Here is a 25,081-nt window from a genome sequence, read left to right as displayed (position 1 = left end):
CACGATGCTTCTCATCCGCTGCCCCTATTGCGAGGAAGAGCGCCCGGAACTCGAATTCCGCAACGCCGGCGAGGCGCATATCGCGCGTTCGGCCAACATGGCCGGCGAGAGCGACGACGATTTCGAGAAGTTCTTTTTCATCCGCTCGAATCCCAAGGGCATCATTTATGAGCGCTGGCGGCACATGCATGGCTGCGCGCGCTTCTTCAACGCGGTGCGCGACACCGTCACCGACAAGTTCGTCATGACCTACAAGGCCGGCGAGCCAAAACCTTCCAAGCTGCCCAAAAACTCCAACGAAGGGCTTGCCAAATGAGCGGCGCGTTGCGCATTCCCGGCGCCGGACGCCTCAGCCAGGCCAAGACCGCCCGCTTCAGCTTCGATGGCCAGTCCTATGCCGGCATCGAGGGCGACACATTGGCTTCGGCGCTGCTTGCCAACGGCGTGCATCTGGTCGGCCGTTCGTTCAAGTACCACCGCCCGCGCGGCATCCTCTCGGCCGGCGCGGAAGAGCCCAACGCCCTGGTGCAGATCGTGCGTGATGACGCGCGCAAGACGCCCAACGTGCGCGCCACCGTACAGGAACTCTATGACGGGCTTGCCGCCAATTCGCAGAACCGCTGGCCGTCGCTATCCTTCGACGTCGGCGCGGTCAACGATTTGGCATCACCGCTGTTCTCGGCCGGTTTCTACTACAAGACCTTCATGTGGCCGAAGGCGGCCTGGAAGAGCCTTTACGAACCCAAGATCCGCGAAGCCGCCGGCCTCGGCGTTTCGCCCGACAAACCCGATCCCGACCATTATTCCTCGCGCTACGCCCATTGCGACGTGCTGGTGCTGGGCGGCGGCGCGGCTGGTATCGCGGCGGCGCTTGCCGCGGCGGAGACCGGCGTGCGCGTCATCCTGGCCGACGAGCAGGCCGAGTTCGGCGGCAGCCTGCGCTTCGAGTCTGGCGCGAAGATCGACGGCAAGGACGGCTTTGCCTGGGCGCAAGCGGCGATCGCCAGGCTGGGTGCGATGGACAATGTCCGCGTGCTGCCGCGCACCACGGCGTTCGGCTATTACGCGCAGAATTTCGTCGGCCTGGTCGAGCGCGTCAGCGATCACCTGAAGGCCCCCGGCCACGACCTGCCGCGCGAACGGCTATGGCAGGTCCGCGCCAAGCGCGTGGTGCTGGCCTCCGGCGCCATCGAGCGCCACATGGTGTTCGCCAATAACGACCGGCCAGGCGTCATGCTGGCGGGCGCGGCGCGCACCTTCCTCAACCATTATGGTGTCGCGGTCGGAAAAAATGTCGGTGTCTACACCGCCAATGACTCGGCCTACGGCGCCGCGATCGACCTGAAGAAGGCCGGCGTCAACGTGGCGGCGATCGTCGATTTGCGCGACAACCCGACCGGCCCGGTGATCGACGAGGCGAGGGCGCTCGGCATCGAGATCAATTTCGGCCGTGCTGTGATCCGCGCCGGCGGCAAGTTGCGGGTGTCGTCGATGACGGTGCAGCCGAAGAATGGCGGCGGCGAACGCACAATTCCGGTCGATGCGATCCTGATGTCGGCCGGCTGGACACCGTCGGTGCATCTGTTCTCGCAGTCGCGCGGCAAGGTCGCCTTCAACGACGAGACCAAGCGGTTCGTGCCCGGCACCTACGCGCAGGACTGCGTCTCGGTCGGCGCCTGCAACGGCACCGACGGACTGGCGGCGACGGTCGACGAGGCCTATGCGGCGGGCGCCAAGGCGGCCAAGGATGCCGGCGCGAAAGCCGCCAAGGAGACCAAACCGAAGGTGGACGCCTCGGAGAGCTGGTCGCGCGGCATGCTGGGTGCGGCGCCCGGCGCCGGACCGGACACGACGGTTAAAGCCTTCGTCGATTTCCAGAACGACGTGACCGCCAAGGACATCCGCCAGGCGGTGCATGAAGGCATGCGCTCGATCGAGCATGTCAAGCGCTTCACCACCAACGGCATGGCGACCGACCAGGGCAAGACCTCCAACATGCACGGCCTGGCGATTGCCGCCGAAACGCTGGGCAAGCCGATCCCGGAGGTCGGCCTGACCACGTTCCGCGCGCCCTACACGCCCGTCACCTTCGGCGCGATTGTCAGCCATGCGCGTGGGCCGCTGTTCGACCCGACACGCAGAACCGCGATCCATCCGTGGGCCGAGGCGCAAGGCGCGGTGTTCGAGGATGTCGGCCAGTGGAAGCGCGCCTGGTATTTCCCGAAAGCCGGCGAGGACATGCATGCGGCGGTCGACCGCGAATGCGTTGGGGTCCGCAATCAAGCCGGCCTGTTCGATGCCTCGACGCTGGGCAAGATCGAAGTGGTCGGCCCGGACGCGGCCAAGTTCATGGAACTGCTCTACACCAATCCGTGGGAGAAGCTGGAGCCAGGCCGCTGCCGCTATGGCATCATGCTGCGCGAGGATGGCTTCATCTATGATGACGGTGTCGTGGGCAGGCTGGCGCCGGACCGCTTCCATGTCACGACGACGACGGGCGGCGCGCCGCGCGTCATGAACCACATGGAGGATTACCTCCAGACCGAGTTCCCGCATCTCAATGTCTGGCTGACCTCGATCACCGAGCAGTGGGCGGTCATTGCCGTGCAGGGTCCGAAATCCCGCGACATCATCGCGCCGCTGGTCGAAGGCATCGACATGTCTGATGAAGCGCTGCCGCATATGTCGGTGCGCGAAGGCAAGATCTGTGGCGTGCCGACACGGCTGTTCCGCATGTCGTTCACCGGCGAGCGCGGTTTCGAAGTCAATGTCCCGGCCGACTATGGCCAGGCCGTCTGGGAAGCGTTGTGGGCCGAGGGCCAGAAGCATGGCGCCACCGCTTACGGCACCGAGGCGATGCACGTGCTGCGCGCCGAGAAGGGCTACATCATCGTCGGCCAGGATACGGACGGCACGGTGACGCCAAACGACGCCGGCCTCGACTGGGCGGTCGGCAAGAAGAAGGCCGACTTCGTCGGCATCAGGGGCATGGCGCGGCCGGACCTGGTCGCCAAGGGCCGCAAGCAACTGGTCGGCTTGAAGACCAAGGACCCCAAGGTGGTGCTGGAAGAAGGCGCGCAGATCGTCGAGGACCCGAAGCAGGCAATCCCGATGAAGATGATCGGCCACGTTACCTCGAGCTACTGGTCGCAGAATTGCGGCCGTTCCATCGCCCTGGCGCTGGTCGCCGGCGGGCGTGACCGGATGGGCGACACGCTCTACGTGCCGATGCCGGACGGGGTGATTGAAGTGGAGGTTGCCGGCATGGTGTTCTTCGACGAGACGGGAGGGCGCCTCAATGGCTAAAGCTGCTGCAAAGACGGCCGCGACGGCTTCGCCCTCGGCGGAGCGGCGTCCGGCATTGGCCGGGCGCACTGTCTCCGCAACGGGTGTCAAGGTCGAAGTGCTGCCGCCGGCCCTGCGCATTTCGCTGCGCGCGCCGGAAGCTTCGGTCGCCGCTCTGTCGAAGGCGCTCGGTGTGACCCTGCCGAAGCAGCCGAAAACCTCGGCGTCGAAGAGCGGCCGTACGGCGCTGTGGCTTGGGCCGGACGAGTGGCTTGTCATCGACGAGGCCGGCAAGGACCCGCTCGCCGATTGCGCGAAGGTTTCAACCTTGCACTCGTCGGTCGGCATCTCGCATCGCAACATCGCGATTTCCGTCACCGGCCCGGCGGCGGAAGCCGCGATCAATTCGGGCTGCCCGCAGGATCTGTCGCTCGACGCCTTCCCGGTGGGCGCCGCTTCGCGCACCATTTTGGGCAAGGCCGAGATCGTGCTGTTGCGCACGGCCGACGAGGCCTTCAGGGTCGAGTGCTGGCGTTCTTTCTCGGACTATGTCTTTACTTTCCTGTCCGAGGGAGCCCGCGACGCCGCCGGCTGACCCCGGAACGTTTGCCGCCCGCGTCCGTTGTGCGGCGACAAATCGAGGGAGAACTGCCGATGCCGTCGAGGTCCGCGCCGAAATCGCCGAAAACCGCGGCGGTCCGTTCGCTTGAACATGAGCGGCATCACGAGGCCGACGCCGAAGATGAACTCGAGGAAGGCCTCGAGGACACATTTCCAGCCAGCGATCCCGTGTCGATTACGGGGTCGTCCATTCCCGGCGCACCGGCCAAGCCTGGCAAGGCCAAGACAGTCCCTGGCCGCAAGGCCCGCAAGCCCTGATTTCACAAATTTTGATCGACGACATCTTTCCAAGACCTCATCGGATGCGGTACTCAAAGCGCTTTGGAGAGGAAAAATGCCTGTTAAAGCCGTTGTCTGGGGCGAGAACGTCCATGAACAGACCAATGCCGCCGTGCGCGTCCTCTATCCCTTGGGCATGCACGGTACCATCGCCGCCGCGCTCAACCAGGACAAGCGGATCGAAGCGACCACCGCCACCTTGCAGGAACCCGAGCACGGCCTGAGCGACACGCGCCTGGCGGCCACCGACGTGCTTCTATGGTGGGGCCATGCCGCCCATGGCGAGGTCAAGGACGAGATCGTCGAGCGCGTCCAGAAGCGGGTCTGGGAAGGCATGGGGCTGATCGTGCTTCATTCCGGCCACTACTCGAAGATTTTCAAGCGGCTGATGGGCACGCCCTGTTCGCTGAAATGGCGCGAGGCGGGCGAGCGCGAGCGTGTCTGGGCGATCAATCGCGGCCACCCGATAGCGCAAGGCATCGGCGAATGCCTGGAGATCGGCGAGACGGAAATGTATGGCGAGCCGTTCGCGGTGCCGGAGCCGCTGGAGACGGTGTTTATCTCCTGGTACGAGGGCGGCGAGGTGTTCCGCTCCGGCCTGACCTATCAGCGGGGAGCGGGAAAAATCTTCTATTTCTCACCGGGCCACGAGACCTATCCGATCTATCACAATGAAGGCGTGCAGCAGGTGCTGCGCAACGCCGTGCACTGGGCGCACAACCCCGCCCCGGCATGGTCCGGCATCACCAACGCGCCGAATGTGCCGACGGACAAGGCCAAGGAGAAGATCGTCCAGAAAGGCCTGCGTCTGCATGCCGACGGCGAGAGGGGGCTGAGCTGATGCATCGCCTGCTTTTGCTCGGCACCGGCTGGATCGCGGCACATCATATCGAGGAGTTCGGTCAGGTTCCGAGCTGTACCATCGTCGCTTGCGTCGATCATCTGCCGGGCCGCGCGGCGGCGTTCGCCGCCGCCAACAAAATAGGCAATTTCTTCGAAAGCCTCGAAGCTGCGATCGCTTGGGGCGAGTTCGATGCCGCCATCAACGCGACGCCGGACCAGGTCCACAAGGCGACGACGCTCGCCCTGCTGGCCGCCGGGAAACATGTGTTCTGCGAGAAGCCACTGGCGCCGAACCATGCCGATGCGCTTGCGATGAGCGAAGCCGCCGAGACGGCCGGGCTCGTCAACATGGTCAACCTGACCTATCGCAACACGCCGGTGATCCACGAGGCGCGGCGCATGGTGGAGGCCGGCGAGATCGGCGAGCTGCGCCATGTCGAGGCGAACTACCGGCAAAGCTGGCTGGTCAGCAAGTTCTGGGGTGACTGGCGGGTCGACGACAAATGGCTGTGGCGCCTGTCGAGCCGGCACGGTTCGACGGGTGTTCTGGGTGATGTCGGCATCCATATCCTCGATTTCGCGACCTATGGCGCGGCCCAGGATATCGTCTCGCTGCATGCCGATCTGGTGACGTTTCCGAAGGCGGAGGGCGACCGCATCGGTGACTATGTGCTCGACGTCAATGACAGTTTGGCGGTAACGGCGCGGCTCAGCTCAGGCGCGCTGGCCACGATCATGGCCAGCCGCTACACGACGGGCCATGGCAATGATTTGTCGCTGGCCCTGCACGGCACCAAGGGCGCGATCAAGGTCGAGACCGACGGCAAGGTTTCGCGGCTGTCGGCCTGCCTGGGTGACGACGTCGATCAGCACCGTTGGCGGATGCTGACGCCGCCTGACGTCAAGCACAATGCCCGGCGCTTCGCCGATGCGCTGGACACGGGACGGAACGGCGATCCGTCGTTCCGGCGCGCCGCCGACATGCAGAAGCTGATCGACGCGGCCTTCGAAAGTTCAGCGGCCAAGCTGCCGGTCTCGATCGCCTGAAATCACCATCTGGCCGGCTGAGCCGGCCAGACTTTCGGAAAATCTCAGTAGGCGCTCGGCATGATCCACGGGTTCACCGTGATCCCGAGCCTAGGACCCTTGCCGTCGGTTGTGGCTTCCGTGGAAGCCTTCTTATCGACCGATCCGGTCGAAGCGCAATCGAGCTTCACATTGGTCTTGGTGTCGACGCAGGTCGCTGCAGTCGAATGCTTGACCGCGTGGGGGGTGTTGTTGGCGGCAAAGGCCGAACCCGAAAGCGCCAGGACGGCGGCGAGGGTGAGGAGTGTCTTTTTCATGGTTAGTCTCCGTGTTCGACGGGGTGAATTTGTTCCGTACATGTACGTTGTTTTGTACAAATACGTCCGTCGATCGCGAAGTTCAAGAGAAATTGTACACGTACGGTAGACTTTTTGTTAACCAAGAAATCCGCCCCATTCTGGCTGGGAGAGGCGGTGAGGAAATCTGGAAAAACGAAGAGGTCGCGCTCAGCAGTTTACCGGTGTTTCGGTCAACGGCGGCACATCTTGCGTGCTGAGCGTGGCAAGGGTGAAATCGCACATCCGCTTCACGAAAGCCTGCGCGTCGCCGAAGGGATAGAAGGGGAATGTGATCAGCAGCGAGATCGTGCCATGGCCGACCGCCCACAGCATGGTGGCGATGGCGCGCGGATCGCCACGCAATTTACCGGCGGCGACGCAGGCCTCGACCCTGCTGATCAGCACCTTCATCGCCGGGTTGCCTTCCTCCATGTCCTCGTAGCTCTTGCCTTCCGGCAGCTTGGTCTTTTCGGTCATGAAGACAGTGCGGTATTCGTTGGGATTGCCGAGCCCGAAGGCGGCATATTCGGTCATCACCGCCTGCAAGGCCTCGATCGGATCGTCGGACGGGTGCTCCTCGATGCGCCGGGCGAGCGTTTCAAACGCGTCCTCGGCCAGCGCGAAGAGGATGTCCTGCTTGTCAGCGAAGTAGGAATAGACCGACATCGGCGCGTAGCCGACCCGCTTGGCCAGCTTGCGGATGGTCAGGCCTTCATAGCCTTCTTCCTGGACGAGCTTGTGTGCGGCCGCGACAAGCTCCGAGCGCAGTTCGGCCTTTTGTTTCTCGCGGCGTTTCTGGAGGCTCAGCGGCAAGTCCGTTGCCCTTGTCTGGTTGGTGCCCTGGCTAAATTATATACGCTGTACGGAAACGAACAAGGGCGCCGCGGGTTCCCAAGCGGCAGGCGTCAGAAGCGACCCATCCCGTCTCCCGTTACGCCTGCTTGTTGATCAGTTGGACGGCGAGGTGCGAGAGCAATTTCACCGCCTCGCCATAGGTTTTGGCCTTCTCCGGGTTGGAAGCGTTGCCGTCGAGCGCCCGCTTGTAGACACCCTGGCAGATTGCAGCCAGCCGGAAGAAGGAGAAGGCGAGGAAGAATGTCCAATTGCCGATGCCGGTCAGCCCACGTCGCCGGCAATAGGCGGCGACATAGTCTTCCTCGGAAGGCAGGCCGAGTGCCGAGCGATCGATGCCGCCCAGGCCGCGAAAGCCGGATGCATGCGGCAGGCGCCATTGCATGCATTGATAGGCGATGTCGGCGAAGGGGTGGCCTGATGTCGACAATTCCCAGTCGAGCACCGCCAGTACCTTCGGCTGGTCCGGCGCGAAGATCAGATTGTCCAGCCGATAGTCGCCATGCACAAGCGAGGCCCTGACGTCATCGGCCGGCTTATGCATCTCCAGCCAGGTAATCAGTTGGTCCATGTCGGCAATGGTACCGGTTTCGGAGGCACGGTACTGGCTGGTCCAGCGTGCCAGCTGCCGCTCGAAGTAATTGCCGGGGCGGCCGAAAGCGCTGAGACCCACGGCCTCGACATCGACATCGTGCAGGGCCGCAAGCGTGCCGTTCATGGCATCGTACGTCGCGGCGCGCTCATCGTTGTCGCGGGCCTCAGGCAGTGCCGGATCCCAGAAGATGCGGCCATCGAGGAAACCCATGATGTAGAACATGCGACCGATCGGCGAGCCCTCGGCCGACAGATGCAGCATTTTGGGCACCGGCACGGCGGTGCCCGAAAGCGCCTCCATCACCCGAAATTCGCGGTCGACCTGGTGCGCCGATTTCAAGAGTTGGCCTGGCGGCTTGGCGCGCAGCACGTAACGGCCGCTTGCCGCCGTCAGGAGATAGGTCGGGTTGGATTGGCCGGATTTGAATTTTTCGATTGCCGCGAGCCCGGAAAAGCCCGGGATGTGCGCCTCGAGGTAAGGCGCAAGCGCCGCCTGGTCGAGCGCGTTCGGGTCGCTCATACCGTCTCGGGCTGACGTTCAAGTAAGGTCAGCGTCAGCCAGCGGGCGGTCAGCGCCGGCTTTTTGGAACCTTCGATCTCGATGGTCACGTCATGCGCCGTCTGCACCCAGCCCGATGGCCTGACCTTGACGTCGGCCAGCACGAAATGGGTGCGGATGCGCGCGCCAGTCTTCACCGGCGCCAGGAAGCGCAGCGAATCGAAGCCATGGTTGACGCCCATCTTGCCGTTTTCCAGCGGCGGCATGGTCTCGAACGTCATCGCCGACAACAGCGACAGCGACAGGAAGCCGTGCGCGATGGTGCCACCGAACGGCGTTTCGCGCTTGGCCCGCTCCGGATCGCAGTGGATGAACTGGTGATCGTCGGTGGCGTCCGCGAACTGATCGATCATGCGTTGCGTGACCACGCGCCAGGGCGAAACGCCGACCTCCTTGCCGACACTGGCCAGAAGCACATCGAGACTGATCGGTTCCACGCTCATGTCCTCCTGTTTCACTCCCGGCTTCTGCGGCCGGAAATGTCATTCCTTGAATAAGGTCAACCCATGCTGCACCGACTGCCCGCCGTCGATCGGCAGGATGGCGCCGGTCACATAGCTGCCTGCACGGCTGCACAAATAGAGCGTTGCGCCGGCAATGTCATCCGGCGTGCCGATGCGGCCGATTGGGACATGGCCGCCGACATGCCTGGCCTGTTCGTCCGTGCCGGTGGCGAATGCGGTCATGCGGCTCTGGAATGGGCCTGGTGCGAAGGCGTTGACGGTGATGCGGCGGCCAGCGAATTCGAACGCCAGCGTGCGTGTCAGATGATGCACGGCGGCCTTGGAGGCGGTGTAGGAATAGGCATCGTCGGCCAGCGGCTGCGTGCCCATCACCGATCCCAGATTGATCACCCGGGCCGGATCGGCTTCGCTTGCAGCAGCATCAAGCAGCGGCAGCAATTCGCGTGTCAGATGGAAGACCGCGGTGACATTGACGCCGAACACCTTGGCCCAGGCGTGATAGGGAAAGCTCTCCAGCGGCGCGCCCCAGGACACGCCGGCATTGTTGACCAGAATATGCAGTCTTTCGGTCCGTGCCTTGACCTCACCGACCAGGGCGGCAATGCCAACCTCGCTGGAAACGTCGGCGGCAAAGCCTTCCGCCCGGCCCGGGGCGCCAAGTCCGTTCAACTCGCTGGCGACCTTGATGCAGTCCTCGCCCTTGCGCGAGGCGATCATGACGCTAGCGCCGGCCTTGACCAGCGCGGTTGCCGCCATGCGGCCGATGCCGGTCGCCGCTCCCGTCACCAGCGCGGTCTTGCCGGCAACCGAAAACAGCTCATCCAGATAGCTCATCCAAATTCTCCGCGCCTTCGCCCGCGGGCAAACAGTTCGCGTTGACAAGGCTATCCGAAGTACGGTCATCCTTGCCACGGATAAAATGCCCGGCCTGCATGAAGGGTTAGCGATCGATGACGCAGATGAATCTCGGCATGACCGAGCGGCTGAAGCCGATCCACGCACGCGTCGCGGCCATGGTGCGCGACGAAATCATGCCGCTCGACAAGGAGTTCCTGGGCGAAGTCGGCAAGGCCGGCGACCGCTGGGTCTACAGCAAACGCCAGAGCGAGATCCTCGAAGGGCTGAAGAAGACCGCACGGGAGCGCGGCCTGTGGAACTTCTGGTCGACCGGCTCGGAACGTGGCTACGGCCTGTCCACTGTCGAATACGCCTATCTGGCCGAGGAGATGGGCAAGGCGCATCTCGGCGCCGAAACATTCAACTGCTCGGCACCGGACACCGGCAATATGGAGGTTCTGGAACGCTACGGCTCGGCCGAGCACAAACGGGAATGGCTCGAGCCGTTGCTGGACGGAAAAATCCGCTCGGCCTATCTGATGACGGAGCCGGATGTCGCCTCCTCCGACGCCACCAACATTTCCATGCGCTGCGAGCGGCAGGGCGGCGACTACGTGCTCAACGGCGAGAAATGGTGGGCGTCGGGCGCCGGCGATCCGCGCTGCGCCATCTACATCGTCATGGTGCGGACCGGCGGCGATAACGAGCCGCAGCACCGCCGCCACTCGATGGTCCTGGTACCCTCGGTCACGAAAGGCGTGACCAAGGTCCGCGCCATGCAGGTCTATGGCGACGATGACGCGCCGCATGGCCATATGCATCTTCGCTTCGACAATGTCCGGGTACCGGCCTCGAACCTGATCCTGGGCGAGGGCAGGGGCTTCGAGATCGCGCAAGGCCGGCTCGGCCCCGGCCGCATCCATCACTGCATGCGCGCCATCGGCCAGGCCGAGATGGCGCTGGAGATGCTGTGCCAGCGTTCCGTGCGCCGCGAGGCCTTCGGCCAGAAGCTGGCGAAGCTTGGCGCCAATTTCGACATCATCGCCGAATGCCGCATGGAGATCGAGATGGCCCGCCTGCTCTGCCTCAAGGCGGCATGGATGATCGACCAGGGCGACGCGCGGGCCGCCGCTCCCTGGATCAGCCAGATCAAGGTCGTCGCGCCACGCGTGGCGCTCAAGGTCACCGACGAGGCGGTGCAGATGTTCGGCGCCCAGGGCATCAGCCAGGATACGCCACTGGCGCGCTCGTGGACGCATCTGAGGACGCTGCGCCTCGCCGACGGGCCTGACGCAGTCCATCGCCGCCAGGTGGCGCGTACGGAGCTGAAGAAATACACGCAGGAGAAGCTCTGAGCGGCAGTTCGGCTGGCCACATATGGGTTTGCCTGCGGCAACCAAGGAGTGTCAGTGATGACCATCCCCTCCGAAATGAAGGCGCTGCTCTTGGTCGGTGACGGCTATACCAGGACGCCGAGCGGCAGTGCGCTCGATGCGATGGAGCCCTATCTCGAGCCGGGCAGCATCGCCGTGCCTGCGCCCGGACCGAGCCAGGTGCTGATCAAGGTCAGCCTGGCTTCGATCAATCCATCGGATGTCGCCTTCATCAAGGGCCAGTATGGCCAGCCGCGCGCCAAGGGTCAGCCGGCCGGCTTCGAGGGCGTCGGCACGGTCGTCGCGGGCGGCGAGGAGCCCTATCCCAAAAGCCTCGTCGGCAAGCGTGTCGCTTTCGCCACCGGTCTCAGCAATTGGGGCTCGTGGGCCGAATATGCGCTCGCCGAGGCGGCGGCCTGCATTCCGCTGCTCGATACGGTGCGCGACGAGGACGGCGCCGCGATGATCGTCAATCCGCTGACCGCGATCGCCATGTTCGACATCGTCAAACAGGAAGGCGAGAAGGCCTTCGTCATGACCGCCGGCGCCAGCCAGCTCTGCAAGCTGATCATCGGCCTTGCCAGCGAGGAAGGGTTCCGGCCTGTTGTCACCGTGCGCCGCGACGAGCAGATCGCCATGCTTAAAGAGCTTGGCGCGGCGCATGTCCTCAACGAGAAGGCGCCGGATTTCGAGGCCACGCTGCGCGAGGTGATGAAGGCCGAACAGCCGCGCATCTTCCTCGATGCTGTCACGGGCCCGCTGGCTTCAGCCATCTTCAATGCAATGCCGAAACGGGCGCGCTGGATCATCTATGGCCGGCTCGATCCCGAGGCCACGGTCATCCGCGAACCCGGCCAACTGATCTTCCAGCACAAGCACATCGAGGGCTTCTGGCTGAGCGAATGGATGCGGCAATCCAGGGATCGGCGTGGTCCGGCGATCCTCGAGGCGCAGAAGCGTTTTTCCGATGGACGCTGGTCGACCGACGTGACGGCGGTCATTCCGTTGGTCGAGGCAATGGCACGCGTGCCGGCGGAACTGGCCAAGCCTAACGGCAAGGTGTTCATTCGGCCTTAAAGTGGTGACCTTGCTCTCGACGCCCGACACAATCACGTGTCCGGCGCTATCGGAACGGCCGGATCGTAGCTTGCGCCATTGAGCCCCCCCCTATGCCTGGCCGCTTTGTCCGTGATATGCCGCCGCCATCGAATGCCGGGACGACGCCAGGCTGAGGCGTCTTCCGCGATGGCGTGCGGGGTGTGTTGATGACGATTTCCAAGCCGGTTTTCGACCGTTTGGGGCTGGGCATGTGGGTCGGGGCGTTCCTGGTCGTTCTCGGCCTGGTGCTATGGTCGCCCCACACGCGCACGGTGATGCAGGCCTACGGATATGGCAGCGAGGCATTCCTCGGCGGCCAGCCGCTGTACAATCTCCGGTCGGAGATGGGCTATCTCTACGCGCCGGCCTTTGCCGCGCTCTACGTGCCGGTGCTGAAGCTTGGACCGTATCTGGGCGGCGTGGTGTGGCATGCGGTGGGCTTCGCGGCGCTCACCTTCGCGGCGATGCGGCAAGTGCGCAAAATCGGCGGCGGGGAATTGCCGTGGCTGCTTTCCTTCGGGCTCTTCCTTGCCCTGCCGATGGCGCTGGGTGCGATCCGCAACGGCCAGGCGACGATCCTCTTGACCGGCGCCTGCTGGCTCCTGACCCTGTCGGCGCTCGAAGGGCGGCGCGCCGAGACCTTCTTCTGGGCTTCGGTCGCCATCATTGCCAAACCGACCGCGATCATCATGCTTTTGCTGGTGGGAGCCCTGCGCCTGCGGCTGATACCCGTGCTCGTGCTGGCGGTGCTGTTCGTGCTCGCCATACCGTATGCCTTCGCACCTGCCGGCTATCTCAACGCGCAGTACGGTGATTTCGCCCGCATGCTGACCTCGATGGCCGTCGACCAGTCCGGCCACTTTGTCCCTACCGACTTCACGGCGCCTTTCACCTCGGCAGGAGTGCCCATGCCTGAATTCGCCGCCACGATCGTGCGCGTCGTCGTGGCACTGCTTACGCTATCGATCGTCCTCTGGTTCGACCGCAAGCTCCAGCCCGGGATGGCCGGACTGGCGATCTTCCTGACGGCCGCCTTCTACATGTGCGTCTTCAATCCGCGCGTCGAGCCAAATACCTATGCCATGATCGCCGTGCCTGCCGGTCTCGCTATCGCCACACTGTGGCGGGAGGAGCGTGGTGGCGTCTTGGCTTCGGTGCTGTCGACGGTATTGTTCCTCACAGGTTTGACCAGCGTCGAGCGCCACATGCATAATTTCTTCTACCCTTGGTTCCGGCCGCTCGCGGTCACCTTCATCGCCTGTTCGCTGATCTGGTGGTTCTGGACCAAGGCGCGCGACAAGGCGGTGAATGTCGGACCCGTTGCACATGGCTGAGTTGCGGCAGAAACTCGACATCGTAGCGCCCTTCTTCAATGAGGCGCAGTCGGCGTCGGCCTTTGCCGGGCTGCTCGAGAGGCTCGAGGAAGCGGTATCAAGCCGTTTCGGCATGGCCGTCCATAAGATCCTGATCGACGATGGCAGTCGCGACGATGGCGCCGAGCGGTTTTCGCTGGCGCTGTCGGGTTCCTGGGAGGTCGTGCGGCTCAGCCGTAATTTCGGCAAGGAGGTCGCGGTGCTCGCCGGCCTCGACCATTCGCGCGGCGACATGGTGCTGATCATGGATTCCGACCTTCAGCATTCCATGGATGTCAGCCTGCAGATGATTGCCGAGTTGGTGGAACACCACGATATCGACGTCGTCTACGCCCAGAACGACCGGCGCGAGGCCAGTTGGCGGCGCAGCCAGCTGGCGAAGCTGTTCTATAGCCTGATCAACAGCAGCCAGCGTTTCGATATCCCCGAGAATGCGGGAGACTTTCGCGTCATGCGCGGTACCGTGGCGCGCGCGCTGACAAGCTTGCGCGACAAGCGGCGCTTCAACAAGGGCCTGTTCGCCTGGGCCGGCTTCCGCCAGAAAGCCATACCCTATTCGCCGGAAAATCGTGCCATCGGCACATCGAAATGGAGCCGGCTCAACCTGATCGCCTTTTCGCTGGAAGGCTTTACGTCGTTTTCCGTCATCCCGCTGCGCATCATCAGTCTGAGCGGCATGCTGGCGGCGCTGGCGGGCGTCGTTTACGGCGCCAAGGTGTTCTTCGAAGTGATGTTCTACGGCATTGCAGTGCCTGGCTATCCCAGCCTGATGGTCGCCGTCGTCCTGTTCGGTGGCCTCAACCTCACCCTCCTTGGCCTGATCGGCGAATATGTCTGGGTCACGCTGTCGGAGAGCAAGGACCGTCCGGTGTATATCGTGCGCGATGTCGTGCGCAGCGACGTTTCGGACGGCGCCGCGGGCGCGTCCCGCGGATGACGCGGCGCATTCGCCTGATCGCCGATGACTACGGCCTGGCGCCAGGGGTTTGCGCCGGGATTCTCGACCTGCTTGACCGGCGACGCCTGACCGGCACCAGCTGCATGACCGGTTTTCCGGAATGGGCTGGGGCGGCGGCGCGTATAAGGCCACTGTGCGGTCACGCGGCGATCGGACTGCACCTGACCCTTACGGACCAGCCAGCCGTCACGGGCAAATCGAGCCTGGCGCCTGAGGGCCGGCTGCCGCCGCTTCGTTCGCTGGCCCTGCCGGTCTTGCGCAGCCGGATCGATGAGCGCGACGTCCATGCCGAACTCGGCGCGCAATATAGTCGTTTCGTCGAGGCGCTGGGCCGCAAGCCCGACTTCATCGACGGACATCAGCACGTGCATTTCCTGCCCGTCGTGCGCGGCTGGCTGCGGGCGAATTTTCGTGAAGCTGCGGGCAGGCCGGTGTTGCGCGGCGCTCCCGCGCTGGGTGATGCCGCCGTCGCACCGAAGATCGCGGCAATCGCTGCCGTGGCCGCCGGCTTCAACCAATCGATGCAGCGCGCCGGCTTTGCCGTTTGGAAGCCGCTCGCCGGCATCTATGACTGGCGGCAACCCGGAAAATTTGCCCCATTGCTGGAGGCTGCGGTCGAAGCGCTGCCGGACCATGGATTGTTCATGTGCCACCCCGGCCATGTCGACGAAACACTGTGCGCGCGCGATCCGATGCAAAGCGTGCGCGAAGTGGAACTTGGGGTTCTGGCCTCGGACGCGTTCGGCGCGCGCCTGGCCCGCGCCGGTGTCGAGATCATGGACGGCATGGGATGAGCGGCGGCAAACAGCCCCAGCGTTCGACCGGCAGCAAGATCGTCCGTTTTACGCTTGTCGGACTGGCGAACACGGCCATCGATCTTGCCGGCTTCTCCCTGCTGCTCAAGCTGCATGTCCCGCCGCTGTCCGCCAATGTCGTCTCGTGGTCGATCGCCGTGATCTTCTCTTTCGTGGCGAATGGCTTCTGGTCGTTCGAGCGCAATCACGCCATCCGGCTGCATGACGCCTTCCTGCGGTTCGTCACGGCTGGGGCGTTGATTTCGCTCGGCGTTTCCAGCCTGTCGATCGCACTCTTCGCCGGTATCACCGGTGTGTGGCCGGCAAAGATCGGCGGCGTCATTGTGGCGGCTGTGTTGAACTTCCTTGCCGCCCGCTGGTCGATCGAAGGCCGGCTGCTGAAATAGCTATCTCTATTGCGCTGGTTCCACATTGGTGTAGGCGGCTTCCTCGAGTTCGCGCTTCAGCCGTGCTTCCTCGTGGGTCTTCGGGGTGACGAAACGGCCAAGCAGGAGATAGGCGACCGGTGTCAGAAACAGCGTCGAGACGGTCGCCAAGCCAAGCCCGCCGACGATGACCCAGCCAAGCGCCACGCGCGCCTCGGCGCCCGCGCCGGCGGCCAGCACAAGCGGCACACCGCCGAGAATTGTGCAGATCATCGTCATCATCACCGGCCGCAGGCGAATGGTGGAAGCCTGCTCGATCGCTTCGCGCACGCCGAGGCCCCGATCACGCAGCTGGTTTGCGAATTCGACGATCAGGATGCCGTTCTTGGCCATGACGCCGACCAGAAGCACCAGGCCGATCTGGCTGTAGGCGTTGAGGCTGGTGCCCGAGAGCAGCAAGGCGAAAATGGCGCAGGCAAGGCCGAGCGGCACCGTCGCCATGATGATGACGGCGCTGACGAAACTCTCGAACTGGGCGGCCAGCACCAAGAGGATGATGACCAGCGCGAAGCCGAAGATGGTGACCATTGCGCTATTGGTTTCGCCCAAAGTCGCGGCTTCGGCCAGCGGCAGGATGCGGCTGCCGGGCGGCAGAAGCGGCGCGGCGATCTCCTGCGCGCGTGTCAGCGCATCGCCAAGCGCGAAATTGCCTGAGAGATTCGAGGTAATCGCCACCGAAGGCTGCTGCTGTTCGCGCGAGAGCGACGGCGGCACGGCGCGCTCGGTCAGCGTGGCGATGATCGACATCGGCACGAAGCGGCCATCCGCCGTCTTGAGGAAGACATTTTCCAGATCGGTCGGGTCGTTGATCGGGTTGGTGGTCGAGACCAGCTTCACGCCATAGCTACGGTCGGCGACGTAAACATCGACGACGTCGTTGCCGTCGAGCATGGCTTGCATGGTGTTGGCGAGCCCGGTGATGTCGATGCCGAGATCGGAAGCGCGCTCGCGGTCGATGGCCACGGCGAGCTGCGGCTGCGTCGGGTCGATCGACAGGCGCGGCGTCTGGAAACGCTGATCCTTCTGCATCTCGGCGATGATCTTGACCGCCGCGTCGCTAAGCGCTTTGCGGTCGTTGCCGACCAGCGCGAATTGCAGGCCATTGCCTGCGCCGCGGATGCCGAGGCTGTTGGGCTGGACCGGGAAGATGCGCACGCTGGGCACCTGCCTGGTCAACTGGCTGATCTCGGCCATGATCTCCTGCTGGCTGCGGCTGCGCTCGTCCCACGGCGCCAGCGTCATCACCATGAAACCGGAGTTGTAGGAGCCGTTCTGGCCGGCGTTTTCGAAGGTCGAGCGGATCTCGCCGGAATCGCGCATGGGCTGGATCAGGCGCTCGATTCTCTGCATCTGCTGCGTCGTATAGTCGAGGCTGACGCCTTGCGGGGCGTTGATGCGCAACAGCACGGCGGCGCGGTCCTCGGTTGGCGTCAGCTCCTGGCGGATGGTGCCGAACAGCGCAAACGCGATGCCGGCAAACAGCACCGCGACCAGAACCACGATCCACGGTGCGTCGAGGCATGCATGGAGGGCGCGCTTGTAGCCGGCATTCAGGACGCCGCCGATGCGCGCGCCAATGCCGTGGCCGCTTTCGTGGTGGAGGGACGCGCTGGTCAGCATGCGTGAGGCAAGCATTGGACAAAGCGTCAGTGCCACCACGCAGGACAGAAGCACCGACATCGCAAGCACGAAGCCGAATTCGCGGAACAGGCCGCCGGTCTGGCCCGGCAGGAACGAGATCGGCACGAAGACGGCGACCAGAGTCAGCGTCGTGGCGACGACGGCGAAGAACACTTCCTGTGCACCGAGCACGGCGGCCGCGCGCGGGCCCATGCCTTCGTTGCGCCGTCGCACGATGTTTTCAAGCACCACGATGGCGTCATCGACGACAAGGCCGGTGGCCAGCACCAAAGCAAGCAGCGTCAGGATGTTGACGGAGAAGCCGGCCAGATAGATGGCGGCTATGGTGCCGATCATGGCGACCGGCATCGATAGGCCCGGGATGAGCGTGGCGCGCCAGTCGAGCAGGAAGACATAAATCACGATCAGCACCATGGTGACCGACAGGCCAAGCGCTATCTCGACCTCGTGCACCGCACCCTTGACGAAGACAGCGTCGTCGCTGGTGATCTTGATCGACATGCCCCTGGGCAGGTTCTCCTGCAGCTTGGCGACGGCGGCCTGGACGCCGGTCGAAATGTCCAGCGTGTTGGATTCCGCCTGCCGGATGATGCCGATGCCGATGCCCGTCTTGCCGTCCGAACGCAGCGCCGTCTGGCCGACATCGGGGCCGAGCGTGACGGTCGCGACATCGCGGATGCGCGTCGTGCCGCCAATGATGATGTTCTCGAATTCCTCAGGCGTTGTTACGTCGGCCGTGGTGCGGACGATCAGGTCCTGGTTTGTCGTGGTGATCGACCCGGCCGGGGAATCGAAGGCGACGGAGGCAAGCGCCGCCCTGAGGTCGGCGACCGTGAAGCCAAGGCTGGCCAGCTTGTTCTGGTCGACATCGATGCGGAAGATCCTGTCGCGGTCGCCATAGACCTGGACGTCGGCGACACCGGGCACGGCGGCCAGTTCGTCCTCGATCTGGTCCTGGACCACCACCGTCATGTCCTGGATCGACATGGTGTCGGAGGTCACCGCCAGCCGCATCACCGCGTCGGAATTGGCGTCGGCCTTGACGATGCGCGGCGGATCGGCCGTGTCCGGCATCTGGTTGGCGACGCGGCCGACCGCGTCACGCACGTCCGAGGCGGCGACGTTGAGATCGACCCCGTCGTTGAACTCGATGGTGACACGGCTCGAGCCGAAGGAGGACGAAGACGAGATCGACTTGACGCCGGAGACGCGGGCGACTGCGCCCTCGATCGTGTCGGTCAATTCGCGGTCGACGGTTTCGGCGGCGGCCCCTTCGAAGGTGGTGGAGACCGTGACGACGGCACGGTCGACGTCGGGCAATTCGCGGATCTCGACACCGTAGAAGGCAGCGAGGCCGGCAACGGCAATAAGGGTGTTCAGCACGAAGGCCATCACCGGCCTGCGGATGAACAGCGCGGTGAAGCCGGTGTCGCTGGAGGCGTTGGCGGGGCCGGTCATGAGCCTTCCGCGGCATTGGCGGCGCGCTGGTCCTGGCCGGCGATGCGAACCTCGCCGCCTTCGCTGACATTTTGGGTGCCTTCGGTGACCACCATGTCGCCGCTGTCGATCTTCGCGGCGATCAATACGGTTTCGGTGTTGCGCTGGATGATGCGAACCGGCAACCGCCTGGCCTTGCCGTCCTCGATCTGCCAGACATAGGCGCCCTCCGATCCCCACAGGATCGCCAGCGGGCTGACGGCCGGATAGGTCTCGCCGGGGAATTTCATGGTGATGGAGAACGACATGCCGGCGCGCAGCGAATCGGCCGGGTTGGCGATCTTGGCCTTGACCAGCAGGGTGCGGCTCTTTTCATCGATGTGGTTGTCGATCGCCGACACCGTCCCGGTATAGGCCTTGCTCGGATTGGCGATCGGCGTCGCCGTCAATTGCGCGCCGACCTTGACAGCGGCCGCGAAGCGCTCGGGCACCTGGAAATCGACCAGGATCGAGGAGCGGTCGTCAAGCGTGGCGATCGCCGACTGGTTGGTCACATAGTTGCCGGCCGAGATCGGCAGGATGCCGACGGTACCGGCGATCGGCGCCAGGATCGAGCGGCGCTGCAGCGCAAGCTCGGCATCCTGAAGCGCCAGCTTGGCGCCGGCCAGCACCACTTCCGCATCGGCGACCGCGACCGGCGTCGCGGCGTTTGAGGCACGCAACGACTTGACGCGGTCGAGCTTGGACTGGGCATCCTGCAAAGCGAGCTTGGCCCGATTCTGGGCGATGATCTCCGTGTCGGGATCGAGCGAGGCGATGATCTGCCCCTTATCGACATGACTGCCGGATTCGACCAGCAGTTCGGCAAGGCGGCCGGAACTATAGGGATTGACGGTCACCGAGGCGCTGGCACGGCCGGTGCCGATCGCCTGCAGGCGGTCGTTGATCGTGGCCATGCTGGCTGGCGACGCGACGATCGTGGCAATCCGGGTGCGCCCCGTCTGCCGGGCGCCAGCCGCTGCGGTGTCCTTTGCTGGAGGCGTCGCGCCATACGCCCAGTCCATCCCCCAGCGTGACAGCACTCCGGGAGCGCCGGGGTAGAAACGCGCCCACGCAGCTACGGCGGCGACCACGATCACAAACGCAAGGACAATCTGTTTCCAGCTCGACATCGATACTCCAGCGGCAACAATCGTCCGCTGGGTTCCAGGTGGAAGCGGATGCAGCGACGATGCGGGCTGGCGGCAACAACCGGCCACGCCACACCCCGATATTGGTTTATGGCAATTATCACGCAATCGTGCACATTAAATCTCGGTAACGTGAATTCGGGACGCTGTAGCGGAGCCGATGCGATGCCCGGGGGATCTGCTTATCGCAGGTCTTCCATCTCGCGGATGCGCCGGGCGCCGTCGGCCTCGAGCTGCCTTGTGACAGCGCCGATCAGGGTTTCGGCGACAACGAAGAGCGCCGCCGAAGAATCCCATGCGGAAGGCACGGCGGTTCGCCCGGCAATGACATGGCGGGCAAAGCGGGCGATCGGCGACAGCCACTGATCGGTGAACAGTACGATCTGCACGCCGCGCTGATGCGCCTTCTCGGCAAAGCGGAGGAGGCTGCCCTGGTAGCGCCTGATGTCGAAGATCACCAGCACGTCGCGCTTGCCCATGTCGATCAGCCTGTCGCGCCACATGCTCTCCTGGCCGGCGAGGTGAAAGACATCGGGCTGGATGACGGCCAGATGGGCTGCCATGTAGCGCGCCAGCGGATCGGTGAAGCGGCCGCCGATGAGGAAGGTCTTGCCGCGCCGCTCGGCCAGCCTGGTGGCAATGTCGGCAAGCTGCCTGTCGGACAGATGCCTGAAGGTCTCGCGCATGTTGTCGAGCGTCGCTTCCAGCATGGGCGACACCGTGCCGCCATTGGGCGAGGGCGGATTGAGCGTTCGTATCGCCGGCGACTGCAATTGCGCCGCCAGTTCGTCCTGCAGGCTCGACTGGAACTCGGGATAGTTCTGGAAGCCGAGCCGGGCGACAAAACGCAGGATCGTCGGCGAGGAGACGCCGGCCGCGGATGAGAATTCGGCGACCGTCTTCAGGCCGATCATCGGGTAGTTCGCGATCAGCGTCTGCGCCGCTCGCCGTTCGCCGGCGGGCATCGCGCCGATACGGTCGGCGATCAATTCGGCAATGTTGGAAATCATCTTTTCCCCACCCTGGCCCGTCGACGGTCTTTTCCCCAGATCGCATTTGACAAAGCCAAACAAACTGTATGAAATCATCCGCAGGGACGCAATGAGACAAAATACGTAACATACGATACAGCGCTCCCCGGGGACGGCAGACTATGGAGAAAGCACGGCCCGCCAGCCTTGCATCGTCTGATACCGTGCGGGTGATGAACCCCGGCGGATCGAGCCCTTTCGTACTGACCTGCGACCACGCTTCCAATTTCCTGCCGACCGAATTCGGCACGCTCGGCCTCGCCGCCGAGGACCTGACGCGCCACATCGCCTGGGATCCCGGTGCGCTGCCGGTTGCGTCGCGGATGGCGCAGGCACTCGATGCCACGCTGGTCGAAACCCGGATTTCGCGATTGGTCGTCGACTGCAACCGGCCGCTCGACGCGCCGGACCTGGTGCCGCAGGTCAGCGAAACGACAGCCATACCGGGCAATACCGGCCTGTCCGAGAAGCAGCTCGCGGCGCGGGTGGCCCTGTCATGGCAGCCATTTCACAGCACGATCGAGCGCATCGTCGAGGAGCGGCTGGCGCGCGGCCAGGAGACGCGGCTGGTCTCCGTCCATTCCTTCACGCCGGTCTACAAGTCCAAAAACCGGCCCTGGCACATCGGCGTTATCCATGACGAGGATCGCCGCCTGGCGGCGCCGCTGATCGCGGCACTCAAGCGGCTTGCCGGCGTAACCGTCGGCGTCAACGAGCCCTATTCGCCGGCCGACCGCGTGTATTTCACGCTGGAACGGCACGCACGTTCGCGCGGCTTGCCCTGTGCGATGATCGAGATCCGCAACGACGAAATCTCCGGCGAGACCGGGCAGCGGAAATGGGCGGATCTGCTCACCGGCATTTTTTCCAATCTGGAGCCAGAGGAGGCCACGCGGCCCAGATCGCATTCAGTCAGAAAGTCAGTCCAATCGGCCAGCTGAGAAACAAACAGGGGACTTCCAATGACAGCACCGGGTTATACAGACGTTGACAAGGCGGAGGACGTAAAGGCCCTCCACAGCATGGGCTACGCCCAGGAACTGGAGCGGCGCCTCAGCCGCTTTTCGAATTTCGCGGTTTCCTTCTCCATTATCTGCATCCTTTCGGGCGGCATCAATTCGCTGGCGCAAGGTACCTCAGGCGCCGGCGGCATCGGCATCGGCATCGGTTGGCTGGTCGGCTGTTTTGTCTCGCTGACCTTCGCGGTCGCCATGTCGCAGATCAGCTCGGCCTATCCGACCGCCGGCGGCCTCTATCACTGGGGTTCCATCCTCGGCAACCGTGGCACCGGCTGGGTGACAGCCTGGTTGAATCTGCTCGGTCTGATCACCGTGCTCGGTGCCATCAATGTCGGCACCTGGACGTTCTTCGTCGGCGCCTTCGGGCCAGCGCTTGGCATCGAGGGCACGCTGACCAACCAGATGATCTTCCTGATCATCATCACCGGTGCCCAGGCCCTGATCAACCATCTCGGCATCAAGCTGACGGCGAAGCTGACTGACTTCTCGGGCTATCTGATCTTCTTCGGCGCCATCCTGATCGCGGTGGTCTGCCTGATCTCGGCGGAACATTGGGATTTCAGCCGGCTGTTTACGTTCCACAATTACTCCGGCGATGCCGGCGGCGGCGTCTGGCCGCAGGTTTCGAACGCTTGGGTGTTCGCGCTCGGGCTCTTGCTGCCGATCTACACGATCACCGGCTACGACGCTTCGGCGCACACTTCCGAGGAAACCATCAAGGCGGCTTCCTCGGTGCCGCGCGCCATGGTCATGTCGGTGATCTGGTCGGCACTGTTCGGCTATCTGTTCCTCGTCGCCTTCGTGCTGATGATCCCCAACATGGACGATGCCGCCAAGCAGGGCTGGAACGTGTTCTTCTGGGCCTTCGACCAGCGCGTCAGCCCCGGCATCAAGGAATTCGTCTATCTCGTCGTTTTCGTCGCTCAGCTGCTGTGCGGCCTTGCCACCGTCACGTCGGCCTCGCGCATGATCTTCGCCTTCTCGCGCGACGGCGGCCTGCCCGGTTCATCGGCCCTTGCCAAGGTCAGCCCGACCTACCGCACGCCGGTGGCGGCGATCTGGACGGCGTCGATCCTGTCGGTGCTGTTCGTCTGGGGCTCGACGCTGGTTTCGGTCGCCGGCACCTCGGCCTACACCATCGTCGTGTCCTGCACCGTCATCTTCCTGTTCCTGTCCTTCATCGTGCCGATCGTGCTCGGCATGTTGGCCTGGGGCACACCGAAGTGGGACAAGATGGGGCCGTGGAACATGGGGCGCGGCGTGTTCATGCTGTTCGGCTTCCTGTCGATTGTGTCGATGGTCCTGATCTTCATCATCGGCATCCAGCCGCCGAACGACTGGGCGCTCTACATCACTGTCGGCTTCTTCATCCTGACTGCGATCGTCTGGTTCGCTTTCGAGCGCAACCGCTTCCAGGGGCCGCCGCTCGGCGACATCATCGCGGCGCGCCAGGCCGCGATCAAGGCAGCGGAGCAGGCGGTCGGCGAAACCGGCCACTGACATCCGCCATCATGGCCATGGCCGGCATTGCGCCGGCCATGGTTTTGTTTCTCCCTTTCAACGACCAAGCACTGGAGTGCCAAAGGAATGGCCGGAAATTTCTCGTTCGATCAGTTGAAGAAAGCGGTCTCCAATGGCGAGATCGACACGGTGCTGGCCTGCATCGTCGACATGCAGGGCAGGCTGGCGGGAAAGCGGTTCCTGGCGCAATACTTCGTTGATTCCGCGCATGACGAGACGCATGGCTGCAACTATCTGCTGGCGGCCGACATCGATATGGAACCGGTGCCGGGTTACAAGGCGGCAAGCTGGTCGAAGGGCTATGGCGATTTCGTCATGAAGCCGGACCTGGCGACGCTGCGGCGCATTCCATGGCTGGAGAAGACGGCGCTGGTGATCTGCGACGTGCTCAACCACCACACCCATGACGACCTGCCGCATTCGCCGCGCGCCATCCTGAAGAAACAGGTCAAGCGGCTGAGCGAGCGCGGCTATATCGGCTATTTCGCTTCCGAGCTCGAATTCTACCTGTTCAACGAGACCTATGATTCCGCCCGCAAGAAGCACTGGCAAGGTCTCGACACCGCTTCGCCCTATATCGGCGATTACCAGATCGGCATCACCACCAAGGAAGAAGGCGTCATGCGCCGGCTTCGCAACGAGATGGAAGCGGCCGGCATTCCGATCGAGAATTCCAAAGGCGAGTGGGGCCCGGGCCAGGAAGAGATCAATGTGCGCTATGCCGAAGCGCTCGACATGGCCGACCGCCACGTCATCCTGAAGAACGGCGCCAAGGAAATCGCCGAGTCCGAAGGCAAGGCGATCTCCTTCATGTCGAAGTACAATTACGGGCTCGCCGGCAATTCCAGCCACATCCACAACTCGCTGTGGAGCGCCGACGGCAAGACGCCGCTGTTTTTCGACAAGAAGGCCAACTGGACCTTGTCGACGCTCGGCCAGCAATGGGCGGCGGGACAATTGAAATACGCCAAGGAATTCACCTGGTTCCTGGCACCCTACATCAATTCCTACAAGCGCTTCCAGGCCGGCACCTTCGCGCCGACCAAGATCATGTGGAGCGAGGACAACCGCACCGCCGGCTTCCGCCTGTGCGGCGAGGGTACCAAGGGTATCCGCATGGAATGCCGCATCGGCGGCGCCGACCTCAATCCCTATCTCGCCTTCGCGGCGCTGATCGCGGCCGGCCTTGCCGGCATCGACGAGAAGCTGGAATTGCAGAAGCCTTTCGTCGGCGACGCCTATCAGGCTTCTCGTTTGCCGGAGATTCCGAAGACACTGCGCGATGCCACGGAGACGCTGGCCAAGTCGAAGATGCTGAAGCAGGCGCTCGGCGAGGATGTGCTCGAGCACTATGTCCACACGGCGAAGTGGGAACAGTTCGAATACGACCGCCGGATCACGGATTGGGAACTGCACAGAGGGTTCGAACGATATTAAACCAAGCCGCCGCTGCCCTCTGGCCATCACTGGAATGGTGGCGGCGCCAATCAAGATTCATGAAG

At 63.9% G+C, this 25,081-nt stretch carries 23 protein-coding genes; 15 read left to right on the top strand and 8 right to left on the bottom strand.

Going from position 1 to position 25,081, the window contains the following annotated elements; translation table 11 throughout:
• Positions 1-4 precede the first annotated feature (4 nt).
• The 6 genes from FJ960_RS03720 to FJ960_RS03695 all read left to right on the top strand — a co-directional run bounded on the left by FJ960_RS03720 (position 5) and on the right by FJ960_RS03695 (position 6,075).
• A complete protein-coding gene (locus FJ960_RS03720) occupies positions 5-316 on the top strand; it encodes a sarcosine oxidase subunit delta (RefSeq protein ID WP_140711976.1) in 312 nt (103 codons plus the stop codon).
• Positions 313-3,306, top strand: coding sequence for a sarcosine oxidase subunit alpha (locus FJ960_RS03715; RefSeq protein WP_140711974.1), 2,994 nt, complete (start codon positions 313-315; stop codon positions 3,304-3,306). Before FJ960_RS03720 ends, FJ960_RS03715 begins: the two co-directional genes overlap by 4 nt.
• Positions 3,299-3,880 (top strand): sarcosine oxidase subunit gamma, encoded by a 582-nt coding sequence (locus tag FJ960_RS03710; RefSeq protein WP_140711972.1) that lies wholly within the window; start codon positions 3,299-3,301, stop codon positions 3,878-3,880. Before FJ960_RS03715 ends, FJ960_RS03710 begins: the two co-directional genes overlap by 8 nt.
• A 59-nt stretch (positions 3,881-3,939) precedes the next feature.
• Positions 3,940-4,164, top strand: coding sequence for a hypothetical protein (locus FJ960_RS03705; protein WP_140711970.1), 225 nt, complete (start codon positions 3,940-3,942; stop codon positions 4,162-4,164).
• Positions 4,165-4,240: 76 nt separating this feature from the next.
• Positions 4,241-5,026 (top strand): ThuA domain-containing protein, encoded by a 786-nt coding sequence (locus FJ960_RS03700; RefSeq protein ID WP_140504335.1) that lies wholly within the window; start codon positions 4,241-4,243, stop codon positions 5,024-5,026.
• Positions 5,026-6,075 (top strand): Gfo/Idh/MocA family oxidoreductase, encoded by a 1,050-nt coding sequence (locus FJ960_RS03695; protein ID WP_140711968.1) that lies wholly within the window; start codon positions 5,026-5,028, stop codon positions 6,073-6,075. The genes FJ960_RS03700 and FJ960_RS03695 overlap by 1 nt, the downstream gene beginning before the upstream one ends.
• A 44-nt stretch (positions 6,076-6,119) precedes the next feature.
• On the opposite strand, the gene FJ960_RS03690 is transcribed toward FJ960_RS03695, so the two are convergent.
• The 5 genes from FJ960_RS03690 to FJ960_RS03670 all read right to left on the bottom strand — a co-directional run bounded on the left by FJ960_RS03690 (position 6,120) and on the right by FJ960_RS03670 (position 9,695).
• Positions 6,120-6,371 (bottom strand): DUF680 domain-containing protein, encoded by a 252-nt coding sequence (locus tag FJ960_RS03690; RefSeq protein WP_140504331.1) that lies wholly within the window; start codon positions 6,369-6,371, stop codon positions 6,120-6,122.
• Between the two features lie 189 nt (positions 6,372-6,560).
• Positions 6,561-7,205: a TetR/AcrR family transcriptional regulator gene (locus FJ960_RS03685; protein ID WP_140711966.1), complete on the bottom strand. Its 645-nt coding sequence runs from the start codon at positions 7,203-7,205 to the stop codon at positions 6,561-6,563.
• A gap of 118 nt (positions 7,206-7,323) precedes the next feature.
• Entirely contained in the window at positions 7,324-8,358 is a 1,035-nt protein-coding gene (locus tag FJ960_RS03680; protein WP_140711964.1) for a phosphotransferase, read from the bottom strand.
• A complete protein-coding gene (locus FJ960_RS03675) occupies positions 8,355-8,840 on the bottom strand; it encodes a MaoC family dehydratase (protein WP_281405562.1) in 486 nt (161 codons plus the stop codon). The genes FJ960_RS03680 and FJ960_RS03675 overlap by 4 nt, the downstream gene beginning before the upstream one ends.
• 39 nt (positions 8,841-8,879) lie before the next feature.
• Entirely contained in the window at positions 8,880-9,695 is an 816-nt protein-coding gene (locus FJ960_RS03670) for an SDR family oxidoreductase (protein ID WP_140504323.1), read from the bottom strand.
• Between the two features lie 116 nt (positions 9,696-9,811).
• Between FJ960_RS03670 and FJ960_RS03665 the strand changes: the two genes are divergently transcribed.
• The 6 genes from FJ960_RS03665 to FJ960_RS03640 all read left to right on the top strand — a co-directional run bounded on the left by FJ960_RS03665 (position 9,812) and on the right by FJ960_RS03640 (position 15,701).
• Positions 9,812-11,053: an acyl-CoA dehydrogenase family protein gene (locus FJ960_RS03665; protein ID WP_140711962.1), complete on the top strand. Its 1,242-nt coding sequence runs from the start codon at positions 9,812-9,814 to the stop codon at positions 11,051-11,053.
• A 57-nt stretch (positions 11,054-11,110) separates the two neighbouring features.
• A complete protein-coding gene (locus FJ960_RS03660; RefSeq protein WP_140711960.1) occupies positions 11,111-12,148 on the top strand; it encodes a zinc-binding dehydrogenase in 1,038 nt (345 codons plus the stop codon).
• A gap of 188 nt (positions 12,149-12,336) precedes the next feature.
• A complete protein-coding gene (locus FJ960_RS03655; RefSeq protein ID WP_140711958.1) occupies positions 12,337-13,503 on the top strand; it encodes a glycosyltransferase family 87 protein in 1,167 nt (388 codons plus the stop codon).
• Complete coding sequence (locus FJ960_RS03650; RefSeq protein ID WP_140504316.1) at positions 13,496-14,479, top strand: glycosyltransferase family 2 protein; 984 nt, start codon at positions 13,496-13,498, stop codon at positions 14,477-14,479. The genes FJ960_RS03655 and FJ960_RS03650 overlap by 8 nt, the downstream gene beginning before the upstream one ends.
• Positions 14,476-15,294 (top strand): ChbG/HpnK family deacetylase, encoded by an 819-nt coding sequence (locus FJ960_RS03645; RefSeq protein WP_140711956.1) that lies wholly within the window; start codon positions 14,476-14,478, stop codon positions 15,292-15,294. The genes FJ960_RS03650 and FJ960_RS03645 overlap by 4 nt, the downstream gene beginning before the upstream one ends.
• On the top strand, positions 15,291-15,701 hold the full coding sequence (locus FJ960_RS03640) for a GtrA family protein (RefSeq protein WP_140711954.1): 411 nt from the start codon (positions 15,291-15,293) through the stop codon (positions 15,699-15,701). The genes FJ960_RS03645 and FJ960_RS03640 overlap by 4 nt, the downstream gene beginning before the upstream one ends.
• A 6-nt stretch (positions 15,702-15,707) precedes the next feature.
• On the opposite strand, the gene FJ960_RS03635 is transcribed toward FJ960_RS03640, so the two are convergent.
• From FJ960_RS03635 to FJ960_RS03625, 3 genes are all read right to left on the bottom strand, one after another.
• Complete coding sequence (locus FJ960_RS03635; RefSeq protein WP_140711952.1) at positions 15,708-18,839, bottom strand: efflux RND transporter permease subunit; 3,132 nt, start codon at positions 18,837-18,839, stop codon at positions 15,708-15,710.
• Positions 18,836-19,990, bottom strand: a complete 1,155-nt coding sequence (locus FJ960_RS03630; RefSeq protein ID WP_140711950.1) for an efflux RND transporter periplasmic adaptor subunit — start codon at positions 19,988-19,990, stop codon at positions 18,836-18,838. The genes FJ960_RS03635 and FJ960_RS03630 overlap by 4 nt, the downstream gene beginning before the upstream one ends.
• A 200-nt stretch (positions 19,991-20,190) precedes the next feature.
• Positions 20,191-21,018 carry a MurR/RpiR family transcriptional regulator gene (locus FJ960_RS03625; protein WP_140504308.1) on the bottom strand — a complete coding sequence of 276 codons (828 nt, stop codon included), beginning with the start codon at positions 21,016-21,018 and terminating at the stop codon, positions 20,191-20,193.
• A gap of 143 nt (positions 21,019-21,161) precedes the next feature.
• On the opposite strand from FJ960_RS03625, the gene FJ960_RS03620 reads away from it, so the two are divergent.
• The 3 genes from FJ960_RS03620 to FJ960_RS03610 all read left to right on the top strand — a co-directional run bounded on the left by FJ960_RS03620 (position 21,162) and on the right by FJ960_RS03610 (position 25,016).
• Positions 21,162-21,980: an N-formylglutamate amidohydrolase gene (locus tag FJ960_RS03620; protein ID WP_140504306.1), complete on the top strand. Its 819-nt coding sequence runs from the start codon at positions 21,162-21,164 to the stop codon at positions 21,978-21,980.
• A gap of 21 nt (positions 21,981-22,001) precedes the next feature.
• Positions 22,002-23,558, top strand: a complete 1,557-nt coding sequence (locus tag FJ960_RS03615; RefSeq protein WP_140504305.1) for an amino acid permease — start codon at positions 22,002-22,004, stop codon at positions 23,556-23,558.
• Positions 23,559-23,645: 87 nt separating this feature from the next.
• Positions 23,646-25,016 (top strand): glutamine synthetase family protein, encoded by a 1,371-nt coding sequence (locus FJ960_RS03610; RefSeq protein ID WP_140711948.1) that lies wholly within the window; start codon positions 23,646-23,648, stop codon positions 25,014-25,016.
• The last annotated feature ends 65 nt before the right edge of the window (positions 25,017-25,081 follow it).

It is taken from the genome of Mesorhizobium sp. B2-3-11, from assembly GCF_006442215.1.
Classification (GTDB): domain Bacteria; phylum Pseudomonadota; class Alphaproteobacteria; order Rhizobiales; family Rhizobiaceae; genus Mesorhizobium; species Mesorhizobium salmacidum.
This window is presented reverse-complemented; position numbering and strand designations above follow the sequence as displayed.

Bases quoted from the DNA above. Each gene is read 5' to 3' on its own strand.
- FJ960_RS03640 (WP_140711954.1), top strand. From the start codon at position 15,291: ATGAGCGGCGGCAAACAGCCCCAGCGTTCGACCGGCAGCAAGATCGTC.
- FJ960_RS03645 (WP_140711956.1), top strand. From the start codon at position 14,476: ATGACGCGGCGCATTCGCCTGATCGCCGATGACTACGGCCTGGCGCCA.
- FJ960_RS03620 (WP_140504306.1), top strand. From the start codon at position 21,162: ATGGAGAAAGCACGGCCCGCCAGCCTTGCATCGTCTGATACCGTGCGG.
- FJ960_RS03610 (WP_140711948.1), top strand. From the start codon at position 23,646: ATGGCCGGAAATTTCTCGTTCGATCAGTTGAAGAAAGCGGTCTCCAAT.
- FJ960_RS03720 (WP_140711976.1), top strand. From the start codon at position 5: ATGCTTCTCATCCGCTGCCCCTATTGCGAGGAAGAGCGCCCGGAACTC.
- FJ960_RS03715 (WP_140711974.1), top strand. From the start codon at position 313: ATGAGCGGCGCGTTGCGCATTCCCGGCGCCGGACGCCTCAGCCAGGCC.
- FJ960_RS03695 (WP_140711968.1), top strand. From the start codon at position 5,026: ATGCATCGCCTGCTTTTGCTCGGCACCGGCTGGATCGCGGCACATCAT.
- FJ960_RS03705 (WP_140711970.1), top strand. From the start codon at position 3,940: ATGCCGTCGAGGTCCGCGCCGAAATCGCCGAAAACCGCGGCGGTCCGT.
- FJ960_RS03670 (WP_140504323.1), bottom strand. From the start codon at position 9,695: ATGAGCTATCTGGATGAGCTGTTTTCGGTTGCCGGCAAGACCGCGCTG.
- FJ960_RS03660 (WP_140711960.1), top strand. From the start codon at position 11,111: ATGACCATCCCCTCCGAAATGAAGGCGCTGCTCTTGGTCGGTGACGGC.
- FJ960_RS03710 (WP_140711972.1), top strand. From the start codon at position 3,299: ATGGCTAAAGCTGCTGCAAAGACGGCCGCGACGGCTTCGCCCTCGGCG.
- FJ960_RS03680 (WP_140711964.1), bottom strand. From the start codon at position 8,358: ATGAGCGACCCGAACGCGCTCGACCAGGCGGCGCTTGCGCCTTACCTC.
- FJ960_RS03650 (WP_140504316.1), top strand. From the start codon at position 13,496: ATGGCTGAGTTGCGGCAGAAACTCGACATCGTAGCGCCCTTCTTCAAT.
- FJ960_RS03630 (WP_140711950.1), bottom strand. From the start codon at position 19,990: ATGTCGAGCTGGAAACAGATTGTCCTTGCGTTTGTGATCGTGGTCGCC.
- FJ960_RS03690 (WP_140504331.1), bottom strand. From the start codon at position 6,371: ATGAAAAAGACACTCCTCACCCTCGCCGCCGTCCTGGCGCTTTCGGGT.
- FJ960_RS03675 (WP_281405562.1), bottom strand. From the start codon at position 8,840: ATGAGCGTGGAACCGATCAGTCTCGATGTGCTTCTGGCCAGTGTCGGC.
- FJ960_RS03655 (WP_140711958.1), top strand. From the start codon at position 12,337: ATGACGATTTCCAAGCCGGTTTTCGACCGTTTGGGGCTGGGCATGTGG.
- FJ960_RS03635 (WP_140711952.1), bottom strand. From the start codon at position 18,839: ATGACCGGCCCCGCCAACGCCTCCAGCGACACCGGCTTCACCGCGCTG.
- FJ960_RS03665 (WP_140711962.1), top strand. From the start codon at position 9,812: ATGACGCAGATGAATCTCGGCATGACCGAGCGGCTGAAGCCGATCCAC.
- FJ960_RS03625 (WP_140504308.1), bottom strand. From the start codon at position 21,018: ATGATTTCCAACATTGCCGAATTGATCGCCGACCGTATCGGCGCGATG.
- FJ960_RS03700 (WP_140504335.1), top strand. From the start codon at position 4,241: ATGCCTGTTAAAGCCGTTGTCTGGGGCGAGAACGTCCATGAACAGACC.
- FJ960_RS03615 (WP_140504305.1), top strand. From the start codon at position 22,002: ATGACAGCACCGGGTTATACAGACGTTGACAAGGCGGAGGACGTAAAG.